This window comes from Bernardetia aquimarina (genome assembly GCF_042180575.1).
Classification (GTDB): Bacteria; Bacteroidota; Bacteroidia; order Cytophagales; family Bernardetiaceae; genus Bernardetia.
This window is the reverse complement of record NZ_CP170094.1, coordinates 2854653-2867078: the sequence shown is the minus strand read 5'-3', so window position 1 is coordinate 2867078 and position 12426 is coordinate 2854653. Positions and strand designations below refer to the sequence as shown.

7 protein-coding genes are annotated in these 12426 nt (G+C 33.2%); 4 read left to right on the top strand and 3 right to left on the bottom strand.

The annotated features are described in order from the left end of the window. Positions 1–140: 140 nt before the first annotated feature. Complete coding sequence (ppk1, locus tag ACE193_RS12150) at positions 141–2351, top strand: polyphosphate kinase 1 (RefSeq protein WP_375563258.1); 2211 nt, start codon at positions 141–143, stop codon at positions 2349–2351. An 89-nt stretch (positions 2352–2440) separates the two neighbouring features. Next, a complete protein-coding gene (locus ACE193_RS12145; RefSeq protein ID WP_375563256.1) occupies positions 2441–3727 on the top strand; it encodes an APC family permease in 1287 nt (428 codons plus the stop codon). Positions 3728–3782: 55 nt separating this feature from the next. On the opposite strand, the gene ACE193_RS12140 is transcribed toward ACE193_RS12145, so the two are convergent. The 3 genes from ACE193_RS12140 to ACE193_RS12130 all read right to left on the bottom strand — a co-directional run bounded on the left by ACE193_RS12140 (position 3783) and on the right by ACE193_RS12130 (position 7552). Beyond that, complete coding sequence (locus ACE193_RS12140) at positions 3783–4427, bottom strand: metallophosphatase domain-containing protein (RefSeq protein WP_375563255.1); 645 nt, start codon at positions 4425–4427, stop codon at positions 3783–3785. Positions 4428–4654: 227 nt separating this feature from the next. Next, positions 4655–6085: a phosphoglucosamine mutase gene (gene glmM / locus ACE193_RS12135; protein WP_375563254.1), complete on the bottom strand. Its 1431-nt coding sequence runs from the start codon at positions 6083–6085 to the stop codon at positions 4655–4657. Positions 6086–6214: 129 nt separating this feature from the next. Then, on the bottom strand, positions 6215–7552 hold the full coding sequence (locus ACE193_RS12130; protein WP_375563253.1) for a glycosyltransferase family 4 protein: 1338 nt from the start codon (positions 7550–7552) through the stop codon (positions 6215–6217). A gap of 161 nt (positions 7553–7713) precedes the next feature. Between ACE193_RS12130 and cdd the strand changes: the two genes are divergently transcribed. Continuing rightward, positions 7714–8205 carry a cytidine deaminase gene (gene cdd / locus ACE193_RS12125; RefSeq protein WP_375563252.1) on the top strand — a complete coding sequence of 164 codons (492 nt, stop codon included), beginning with the start codon at positions 7714–7716 and terminating at the stop codon, positions 8203–8205. A 183-nt stretch (positions 8206–8388) separates the two neighbouring features. Beyond that, on the top strand, positions 8389–12414 hold the full coding sequence (locus tag ACE193_RS12120) for a LamG-like jellyroll fold domain-containing protein (RefSeq protein ID WP_375563251.1): 4026 nt from the start codon (positions 8389–8391) through the stop codon (positions 12412–12414). Positions 12415–12426: the final 12 nt, after the last annotated feature.

Here is a 12426-nt window from a genome sequence, read left to right as displayed (position 1 = left end):
TTACTCTAAAAAAAATAAAACAACTTGATTGATACACAGTTTTTTTTGTACTTTGTGTATTCCTTCCCATGCTAGTTTCAAACTATCAGAAATAAAGCTATCCTATGTCTAATTAGACAATAATTTAAGAAAACCATAATATGATTTCGCCTGAAAAAATAGAAGAAGTAATCGAACAAAGCCAGTACCTAAGTCGTGATTTGAGTTGGGTACAGTTTAATTATAGAGTTTTAGACCAAGTAACGGCAGAGCGTCGTACTATTTTGGAAAAGTTCAAATTTTTGGCAATTACGGCTTCTAACCTTGATGAATTTTTTATGATTCGGGTAGGTAGTTTGTATAATTATATGGATTATAACAAACAACGCTTAGATTATTCAGGATTGCGTGAGCTACCATTTCGACAAAAATTATTACACGAAAGTCAAGAGTTTGTACAAAAACAATATCAATATTTACATGATTTACTTCCTAATTGTGGCGAAAATAATTTCAGAATTATTGATGGCGAAGAAATACTGAAAGAAGAGGAAGAGGAAGTAGCAGAATATTTTCAGCATACTATTTTTCCAATGCTTACGCCAATGGTATATGACAATTACCATACTTTTCCAATTCTGATGAACAAATTATTGGTCTTTGGTGTCGTTACAAATATAAAAGGAGCAAGTAAAGCAAGTAGAAAAGTTTCTTTTATTCAAATTCCTCAAAATCTTCCTCGTTTTTTTGAAATGAGCAGAGGAGAAACAGTCATTTTCCTTCCTATTGAAGAAATTATAAGAAAGTATATCTATAAGTTTTTTAGAAATGTAGATATTTTGGGAGTGAGTTTACTTCGTATCACAAGAAATGGCGATTTTACACTTGATGAAAGTGATGATATGGAAGTTGATTTTGTGCAGGAAGTAAAACAAAAACTAAAAACTAGAAAAACAGGACGAGTCGTTCGTTTGGAAATAGAAAAAAATTATTCAACTTGGATGCTTAGTCTTCTCAAATCTCGTTGGGATATTGAAGAAGATAATGTTTTTGAAGTAGAAAAATTAATTGACCTTACTTGTCTTTGGCAAATTGTAGGGCATAAAGATTTATCAGAATTCCTGCCTTTACCTCACGAGCCTGTCAAGCCATTAGCATTTTTACGTCAAGAAGAAAATACACAGAAAAAACGACATGATGATAGTATTTTTGACAGAATAAAGAAAGAAGATATTGTTCTTCATCATCCTTACAACAGCATGGAACCTGTTTTGGAAATGATAGAAGAAGCTGCTGAAGACCCAAATGTGTTGGCAATCAAAACGACAATTTATAGACTAGCAAAAGATTCTAGAATTACATCGGCTCTTTTACGTGCTGCCGAAAATGGAAAACACGTTTCGGTTTTGTTTGAAGTAACAGCTCGTTTTGATGAAGAAAATAATATTAGAGAAGCCAAAAAATTACAACAAGCTGGTTGTTTTGTGATTTATGGAGTTACACAGCTCAAAACGCATACAAAAATAATGTTGGTTGTCAGAAAAGAAGGTCAGAATGTAGTGCGTTATGTGCATATGTCTAGTGGAAACTACAACGAATCTACTGCAAAACTCTATACAGATATTGGACTTCTGACTACTAATGAAATTTATGCAAGAGATGTTTCAGAGTTTTTCAATGCCATTACAGGACACTCTGACCCAGACCGTTACGAACAACTTCTGACTGCGCCTAATTTTATGCGCCATCAACTTATTGCACTCATTCAGAATGAGACTAGAAATGCACTAGATGGACTTCCAGCAGGAATTTGTGTAAAAGTAAATTCATTACAAGACAAATTATTCATCGATGCGCTTTATGAAGCCTCACAAGCAGGTGTTCCGATTGAGCTGATTGTAAGAGGAATTTGTTGTATTCGTCCAAAACGAGCAGGACTTAGTGAAAATATTAGTGTTCGTTCGATTGTAGGAGACTTTTTAGAGCATTCACGTATTTTTTATTTTCATAATAATGGCGACCCTAAAATTTATAGTGGAAGTGCTGATGCCATGGTACGTAGTTTTGATAGAAGAATTGAGTCTTTGTTTTTATTATTGAATGAAAATGCAAAACAACAGGCTATCAATTTGCTTTCTTACAACTTGAAAGACACAATGAATAGCTATATTTTACATGAAGACAGCAATTACTATAAATATAAGCGTGCCGAGGGTAAACCTATTTTCAATCAACACGAAGAATTTTTCTTGATTACACCAGAGTCTGTCAGTAAAGCAAATCTGTATGAAGAGTTTTTGAAACCAAACCAAAAATTGATTACTCCTGTTACTCAAAGTCAAGCAGGAGTTGAAAATCAAGAAATAAAGTAAAACTAAAATCCTATCAGACTAAAAAGATTTGATAGGATTTTTAAATTGTAAATAATTGATTCATTCAAATTGGAGTTATTTTTTAAAATATGGCAGAAAAAATCAAATTAACAGAAGCAATATCTATTGGCGTGGGTGGAATGGTCGGAGGTGGCATATTTGCTGTTCTAGGACTTGCTGTATCATTGGCTAAAGGAGGAACACCCATTGCATTTTTATTGGCAGGACTTTTAGCTTTGATAACCTCTTATAGCTATGTAAAACTTTCTTTAATCTATCCTGATAGAGGAGGAACTGTAAAATTTGTAAATCAAGCTTTTGGAAAAAGTATATTTAGTGGTGGAATTAATAATTTATTGTGGATTAGTTATGTTATTATGTTGTCTTTATATGCTTCTGCATTTGGTTCGTATGCCCCCAATTTATTTGAAATAACACAGGATAAAATAATAGATACACATATTTATGCAAGTGCCATTATTATTTTGGCAACAGTAATAAATTATTATAGCATTAAAATAGTGGGTAAGATAGAAATGTATGCTGTTGTTATCAAACTTATAATACTTATTGGGTTTGTAGCTATTGGTGCGTATGGTTTGATAGGAAATCCAAATTTAGAACAACTTGCTATCTCAAACTGGGAAAACCCTGTACAATTATTTGCTGGGGGAATGGTAATTTTTGTTGCTTATGAAGGCTTCGAACTTATTGCCAATGCAGCTACAGATATAGAAAATCCAACTAAAAATATTCCAAGAGCCTATTATTACTCTATTGTATTTGTCATTATCTTATACATTATTATCGCAATAGTTACTACAGGTTCACTTCTTTTTAGTCAAATTGCAGATGCACAAGATTATGTATTAGCAGAAGCAGCCAAACCAATGTTGGGACAAGCTGGATTTACAATTATTACTATTGCTGCACTTATTTCTACATTTTCAGCCATTAATGCTTCTTTATTGGGAGGAAGTAGAGTTAATTATGAAATTGCAGAAGATGATGAATTGCCACACCAACTTACAGGAAAATTATGGAATCAACCAATTGGGTTGTTAATAACAGCAATAGCTACATTATTTTTTGCCAATACACTACAACTAGAAAGTATTTCAACAGCAGGAAGTATTGGTTTTTTAGTTGTCTTTGCGATTGTAAACTTAATAGGGTATAGATTATCTAAAGAAATAAAGGGAAATAAAATTATTTCTTTTTTTGGTTTCACTCTCTGTTCTATTGCAATAATTGTCCTTATCAATCAGCAATTCTCTTCGAATCAAACAGGCATTATTGTATCTTTAAGTATAATTGCTTTTTGCTTCATTATTGAATGGATATATAAGAAAATAGAAGCTAAGAAAATTACATAAAATATCACGATTAAAAATAGTTAGGTTCTACTCTCACTTATAAATTACAATATTTTTATAACTCCTTCCAATCAATCAAAAAAGGTTGATTGACAAGCTTGTAACGTATATCCAAAACACTAGCATTTATAAAAGTAGTAGTTTGATTGCTTACTTTTCCATACGCTTCATGAATATGCCCAAAGGCATGAATTTTGGGTTTTATTTTCTCTACAAATTGAATTAGCTCTTCACAACCTACTTGCAAACTTTGTATTGTTTGGTCTAAAATTCCGTAAGCAGGACCATGTGTAAGTAAAATATCTGTATCAGTTGGAATCTGTTCCCAATAGTTGAGAATTTTTTGTCCTCTATCACAATTAAAAGCCCAATCATAAAAACGAGGCGTAATAGGTGAACCCCAAATTTTGATTCCTTCTATTTCAATAGATGAGTTATTCAGATAAATAATATTTTCAGGAATAAATGATTCGGCTAAAGTAGGATTCATTTCAAATAAAAAATCATGATTTCCAGCTATAAAAACTTTGTAGGTATAATCTTGAACTTCAAACCAGTCCAAAAAATCTTTTATTTCATCTTCTTTTCCTCGTTTGCTAATATCGCCTGTATGAATAAGCATTGTTTTGTTACCTTCTAGTTTTGGCAAATGAAGGTTTTTGTGCTGTCCGTGTGTATCTGAAATAAAAATGATTTGCATAATTTTACTTTTCTAAATGTAAAGTTGATTATAAAACAGTTGCTAGAAAATAAAGTTATCATTTTTGCTATACAATCTTTGCAATTCTTCAAAATAATTTTCTGTTGAAAACAAACCTATATTTTTCAATCAAAATCAAGAAGTAAAATAAAAAAAACTGTCCAAAATATAGATTTTGGACAGTTTTTTTATTAGGTGTTCGGATAGTCAAGCTACCAAAAAATAATCTATTGTGTAATAATTTCTTTAATATCGTGCATAATTTTTTGAGCTAAATGTTCGGCTGTGGCTTCTGATTGTGATTCAGAATAAATACGAATAATTGGTTCTGTATTCGATTTACGAAGATGAACCCATTCGCTATCAAACTGAATTTTGACACCATCAATTGTATTGACTGGATAATTTTTATATTTATCCAAAATTTCTTCTAAAACATTATCTACACTTATTTCAGGAGTAAGTTCGATTTTGTTTTTAGAAATATGATAGCTTGGATATTTCGAACGCAGCATTTTTGCAGTGCCTGTAAATTTGGCTAGTTGAGTCAAAAACAAAGCAATTCCGACAAGCGCATCACGTCCATAATGTAACTCAGGATAAATAATTCCTCCATTGCCTTCTCCTCCAATAATGGCATTACATTCTTTCATTTTTTCTACTACATTTACTTCTCCAACAGCAGCAGCAAAGTATTCTCCTCCTGCTTTTAGTGTTACATCTTTGAGAGCTTGTGTAGAAGAAAGATTCGAAACTGTATTTTTTGTTTCGCCTTCAGCTTGATGTTGCAAAATATAATCTGCAATCGTAACAAGTGTATATTCTTCGCCAAAAGGAGTTCCATCTTCACAAACGAGAGCTAATCTATCTACATCTGGATCGACTACAATTCCTAAATTATAGTTTCCACTTTCGATAGTAGAACAAATATGAGTTAGATTTTCAGGGAGTGGTTCTGGGTTATGCTGAAAAATTCCTGTTGGTTCGCAGAAAAATTTATCTACTTGTGTTACTCCTAAGGCTTCCAAAAGCATCGGAATAGCAATTCCACCAGTAGAATTTACACCATCAATCGCTATTTTGAAGTCTTTTGCTTTGATAGCTTCTACATCAACTAAAGGCAATTCTAAAATTTTATCAATATGTTTTTGAATATAACTATCATCAGTTGTATAGCTTCCTAAATCAGAAACTTTTACAAATTCAAAGTCATCATTTTCAGCAAATTTTAAAATATCTTCACCTTCTTTTGCAGAAATAAACTCTCCTTTTTGATTCAAAAGTTTGAGTGCGTTCCAGTTTCCTGGATTATGGCTTGCAGTAAGAATAATTCCACCACTTGCATTTTCCATCGGAACAGCCATTTCGACAGTAGGAGTAGTAGAAAGACCTAAATCTATCACATCAAAGCCCATTGATTGCAAAGTAGAACTGACAAGTTGCGAAACAAGCTGTCCAGATACTCTTGCATCACGTCCAATGATTATTTTTTGGTTTTGTGGAGTTTCTGCTTCTTCAGATGTATGTTGAGTAGCACTAACACTAACCCACTTTCCATAAGCAGCAGCAAATTTTACTACATCAATCGGAGAAAGACCTTCGCCTACTTTTCCACCGATTGTTCCACGTATTCCAGATATTGATTTTATTAAACTCAAAATTTCAGTGTTTCAGGATTATATAATACCGATTTGTTAGACTTGCAAAAGTAACTAGCAAAAAGCAATTTTCATAGTAAAAAAACATTTTTATTTTTTTAATAAACTTGTTTTTCACGAAAATAGATTTTATTCAAAAAACTCTTTTATATTCTTGAATTGAATTTCTTTATCAAAAGTATATTGAGCTGCTCTTCTTCCATTTTCCCCAAAGATTTGTCTTTCTTTAGAAGAGAGCTTTTTTAAGTGTTGTATTTTAAATTCAATTACCATCTTATCAGCAATTGATTTCATTTTATCTTCTAAGGTACGAGTATCTACAAACAAATGTTCAAAACCAGACAATGAAATATTAGATGTTTGTGTAGATATTGTAATTCCTAAATTATATTTTTTGATTAAATAGGCACTTTCTCCACTTCCAAGCAATAAAATAGGTAACCCAGCTGCCATAGCTTCATATATTTTTGAAGGAACAGTTCCTAAAATTTGTTTTTTCTGAATAATAATAGCTGCATCATAATCAGCTAATTTTTGGGCAATTTTTTTTGAAGGGATGGCATCATAAAGAAATACAGTTTGTTTTTTATCTGTATTTATAAATTTAGTTTGGATAAAATTTTCTATCAAATCTCGCTCATTTCCATTTCCATACAAATGTAATTCAGCATTTATTTTTTCAAAATCTATATTTTCTATCACTTCCAAAATTCCTTGAGCAACACCCAAAAGACCTGCATAAACCAATTTTATAGGCTCTCTTCCTTTTATTTTATAATTTTCTTTTACCTTAAATGATTGAGAATCTACACCATTTCTGTATAAAAAAATAGGTGTAGAAGGGACTGTTTTTTTGACATAATCTACTATTTCATCAGACTGACCGATAATAAAATTCACTTTTTTATAGAGAAATGCTTCAAAATTCAAAAGTAGGTTGTATATTGTATGCCCTTTTATCGTATTCAAGTTTATTATACCCAAATCCAAAAGTACACGAGGGTAAAGGTCTGAAAGATTCAGAATAAGTGAAGGGGAATAGTCTTTTTGAGTAGTTACCTTAATCATTTTTGATAAAACCCAAACTGTAAAGACAGGCAAAAGAGGAGGACTTTGCACCAAAATAATATTAGGAACTTGTCTTTTGAGAAATGGAAAAGCAAAAAACCAACTCAAAGCCAACGTGAACATACTAAAAAGACGAACAAAAGTAGAGGAAGAATTGGAAGGATAAAAAGAAAAACGAATTACTTTTATTCCATTGATAGTTTCTTTATGAATAAGTTTTTTGAAAAGAAATTTTTTATAACTAGAAAAAATACTTCCTGTTGGATAATTGGGAAATGTCGTATAAACAGTAACTTGATTACCTTCTTTTTGTAAACGTTCTGCCAAATGCTGAATACGGGAGGCACATGCTCCGAGTTCAGGGGAATAATTGGGCGAAAAAATGGCTATTTGCTTCAAAAAAGAATGATTTTAATATTCTAAACTCAAACCCTAAGGGTCTTGAAGACTCTTAGGGTTTAGAAACTACAAATTTAAGCAAGTTTTTATAACAAAAAACTAACCTTGTTTCTTTCTACCTTCCTATTTAATCATATTAAAATTACTAAATACATATTTTTATGTCAAAGATACATCAATTACAAATTCAGATTACTGTTTTCGAAACTGAAAATGAACTTTCAAAAGAAGATTTATTTTTATTAAATGAAGCTAGAAAAGCGACAGAAAGAGCGTATGCACCTTATTCTAATTTTTCGGTAGGTGCAGCTATTCAATTACAAAATGGAGAAGTAGTTTTGGGAAGTAATCAAGAAAATGCAGCCTATCCTTCTGGACTTTGTGCCGAACGAACAGCTATTTTTTCAGCTTCTACTCAATTTCCAAATGAAATAATAGAAACGATTGCTATTGCAGCCAAACCACAGCAAGCAACAGATTTTATTGCAATTTCTCCTTGTGGTTCGTGTCGCCAAGTAATGTCTGAATATGAAAATAAGCAAAATAAGCCTATAAGAATGATTATGGAAGGAGAGAATAAATCTATTTATATCTTGAGTTCGATAGCTGATTTATTGCCTTTGAAGTTTACGAAAGAAAGTTTGATAAATTAGATGCTAAAAAAGGGTGTTTTATCTAATTTGAAATAGTTTTTTATTAAATCTATAAAAATTACAGCTTAGTCGAAAAATAGTTTTTTAAATACTGAATATGAGTTATCTAGCATTAGATTTGTCTATATTTTTAATGACTAAATCCAAACCTCTTAGTAATACATTCTTCCGAGATTATAGCTTATGAAAAACTTATTCTTATTCCTTTTTATACTATTCTGTTTTATCCTAAAACCTAGTAGTAGTTCTGCCCAAATAGATACTCGTTTTTGGTTTGCTGCTCCTGATATATCAAGAAGGGCAGCAGGAAGTAGTCTTGATAGACCAATTCTGATGCGTTTTGCAGCTTTTGATCAGCCTGCTACTGTGGTTATTAGTATGCCTGCTACTCCTAGCTTTACTCCTATTGTGGTAAATCTACTTGCTTTTGGGGCACAATCAGTTGACCTTACAACATTTATCAATTTGATAGAAACTCCTCGTATGACGACCATTACAGGGGTAGTAGCAACTGATGAGGTAGATGCAAATAGAAATTATTCTGCCATTTTTAATTCAGGTCTATTAGTAGAATCTACTGCAAGAATTACAGCTTATTATGAGCCAAACGCACAAAATAATCCTGATATTTTTTCTTTAAAAGGAAAAAATGGACTAGGAACAGATTTTTATGTACCTATGCAAACAGAGTGGAATAGTGGTGGATATAGTCCAAACGGACACTCTGGTTTTGTGATTGTGGCTACTGAAGATAATACTACTGTTACAGTTACTACTACACGTGCCACTCGTTCTTTTGGTACAGGGGCATCAGGAACAACATCTCCTGCTGGTCTAAAACCCTCATTCATTTTAAATAGAGGACAAACTTATACAGTTGCTGCTCAACAACCTAGTGCAGGAAATGCTCCAGCAGGTTCTCATGTTGTTTCGAATAAACCTATAGCAGTTACTGTGTATCATGATTTGATTAATGCTGCTATAGGTGCAGGTGGTTGTGCTGACTTAGCAGGAGATCAACTTGTTCCTGTAAATATTATAGGAAGTGAGTATATTGTAATGCGTGGTAATTTAGGAGTTGGTAGTACAGCTCAACCTGAAAAGGTATATATTTTGGCTACTCAACCTAGTACTACATTTACGGTTAGTAGAAATGGTACTCCTATTGCAGGAACACCTACTTTAGCAGCAGGACAACAGTATGTCTTTGATATGGATTTTGGAACACATCCAAAAGCCTATATCAAATCCAATAAACCTATTTATGTACTTCACATGTCAGGGTATGGCTGTGAAACTGGTGCAGCTATTTTGCCTCCTATTGAATGTACAGGTTCTCGTTTGGTACAGTTTAATCGTTCTACAAATGAGAATTTTAGCTTGACTTTACTTGTAAAAGAAGGAGGGCAAGGAGATTTTACCCTTGATGGCACTCCTATTCCTGTATCTAACTTTAGCCCTGTACTTGGTTCGCCAGATATAGATCCAGCCAATGGTACTCCAGATTGGTATTCAGCCCGTATTGATTATAATACTGCAACAGTTGCTGTTGGAGGGCATTCTATTGAAAATACTACTACACTCTTTCATGCAGGTATTACTAATGGTGGTGCAACTTCTGGTTGTCGTTATGGGTATTTTTCATCTTTCAACTCGCTTAATTTGGGTCCTGATATTGGTATTTTTTATGGTTCAAATGTAGTCCTTGATGCACAAACTTATGGTGCTGTTAGTTATACTTGGAATACTACACCTGTACAAACCACACCTCAAATTACAGTAAATGTAAGACGTACAAGAGATTATATTGTTGCTGTAGATTTAGGTCGTTGTATTGTTTATGATACTATTTGTGTGGGTACAGTAGAGTATGTATGGATTGGAGATACTGACGATGACTATGGAAAGTTTTCCAATTGGAGTGCGCCTTGTGGAGAAGATGGAATACCTGATTGTAGCAGAGATATTGTAGTTCCTGCTTTGGTGAATGGAATCCCACCAGTCAATTTTCCTAGAATATATGATAATGAAACACAAGCCTGTCGGAATGTTATTGTTGAAAATGGAGCTAGTTTAACAATTAGTCCATTAGGTCGTCTGAATGTATGTGGAGATATGGTTCATTCAGGTACTTTGAATATGCCTACTGGTTCTCTATTAGAATTTAGAGGACTTCAACCACAAACTTATACAAAAAATGCTTCAGGTACAGGAGAGTTTGCAAGATTGCAAATTAATAACTTAACTCCTCTTCCTGACATACCTCGCTTAAAGGTTTCAGATGCAGGAACACAAAATATGATAGTTAGCCCAACAGGTACACTTACCTTTATTAGAGGTGTAATACGTACAGAGGGTTTGAAAGAAGTAGTGGTTCGCAACCCCTTACCTTCTGCTATTTCAGGGTATTCTTTGGCTAATAGCACCAATGATAGATTTGTGGGAGGAAGGCTTAGACGTGCTATTAATCCAACAGGCACTTACGATTTACCTGTCGGACTGGCTGTTGAGAATATAGGTGCTGCTGTTGCCGAACCTACTAAGCGAGCTTCTATTGTAAATACTGTAGTAGGAGATTGGGTAGCCGATGCAAGTTTCTGTGCTTTAAATCCTTTTCCTAGTAATCGTGTCATCAACTTGACTGATAATAGAAGTGCTGTTGCAGATGCACCTCTTTATAAGCATATCGCCTTCCCTGCATCAGTAGCTATTTTAGGAAATGCTCCACGAACTGTTGAGGCGTGGGTAAGAATCAGTAGTAATCCTAGCAATGGAGCTATTTTTTATGTGGGTAGAGATGCTACAAAAGAATTATTTGCCTTACGTAAAATAGGAACAGGTAATGGATATCGAATTGACTTAGGTGGAGGAATTACAAAAGACTTCAATCTAGCTGGAACAGTAGGAGCTTGGCAACACTTTGCTATGACTTATAATGGTATCTCAGAAGTAAAAGTATATCTAAATGGAAATGAAGTAGAGTCACTTAATATCACAGACCTAAATACTACTGGAAATTTCTATGTAGGTAGATACAGAAATAGTACAAATCAAAACTGGTATTTAGCAGGTAGATATGATAATATAAGAATTTGGAATGTAGCAAGATCAGCAGGTGAAATATTTGCTAACTTTTGTGTACGTTACGAATGTACAATACCACCAGAACTTATTGGTAATTATGATATGGAAGATGGGTTTGGTTTTGCAGATACCAAAACTAGAAATTGTTCTATTGATCCCTTACAATATGAGAGAGCAAGAGTTGAGTTCCAAACACCAATGACAACTGCCAATAACTTATTAGCTTTCTTCAACCAGTATCCAGGAGCAACACCAATATCGCCCAACGAATATCGTTGTCAAGCTACCTTTGGTACTTGTGAAGTATTAAATCACGGTTTTTGGACACTATCAGCATTTAATAATATAACTCAAGTAGCTGGAGATGGAAGGTATAGAATGACTCTTTATAATAATGCTTATACAAATGGAGGTGCATGTGCAAGTCCAGAAGCAACTATTATGAAGCGTAATGTAAATACAGATCCTTGGACTATTCCACCTTTCCCAACTTTATGTGCTGATAATTCGCTTGGCTCTACATCTATGGAGTGGATGTCTGGTTTTTCTGATTTTGCAGTTCCACAAACTTTTGACCCTGTTATTTTACCTGTAGATTTGCTTTTACTTACTGCAAAACCACTCATAAATACTATTCTTGTAGAGTGGAAAACGACCAATGAAATAAATAATGAAGGTTTTGAAGTAATGCGTTCGATAGATGGTAAGGACTTTACAAATGTAGGCTGGGTAGCTCAAAACAATACAGGAGTTTATTCTTTTGAAGATACAGAAGTCAATACAAATCAAATTTATTATTACCATCTTAACCAAATTGATAATAATGGAGATAAAAAGATTAGTCCTATTGTAGATGCCAAAATTGATGGAAGTTTGTCTGGTGGAGTAAAAGTATATCCAAACCCCACAAGCAACGAATTTATTATTGATTTGGGAGAAACTTATACAGCCAATACTATCTACCAAGTAGAAATTTATAATAGTATTGGAATGCTTTTACACAATAAAACAATTAGTAATTCTTCAAAAATAAATATGTCTTTAGAAGGATTCGCAAAAGGAATGTACTTAGTAAAAATAACTACTCCTAGTCGTACGAAAATCGTCAAGTTACAAAAAGAGTAATTATAATCTGTT

Bases quoted from the DNA above. Each gene is read 5' to 3' on its own strand.
- ppk1 (WP_375563258.1), top strand. From the start codon at position 141: ATGATTTCGCCTGAAAAAATAGAAGAAGTAATCGAACAAAGCCAGTAC.
- ACE193_RS12145 (WP_375563256.1), top strand. From the start codon at position 2,441: ATGGCAGAAAAAATCAAATTAACAGAAGCAATATCTATTGGCGTGGGT.
- ACE193_RS12140 (WP_375563255.1), bottom strand. From the start codon at position 4,427: ATGCAAATCATTTTTATTTCAGATACACACGGACAGCACAAAAACCTT.
- cdd (WP_375563252.1), top strand. From the start codon at position 7,714: ATGTCAAAGATACATCAATTACAAATTCAGATTACTGTTTTCGAAACT.
- ACE193_RS12120 (WP_375563251.1), top strand. From the start codon at position 8,389: ATGAAAAACTTATTCTTATTCCTTTTTATACTATTCTGTTTTATCCTA.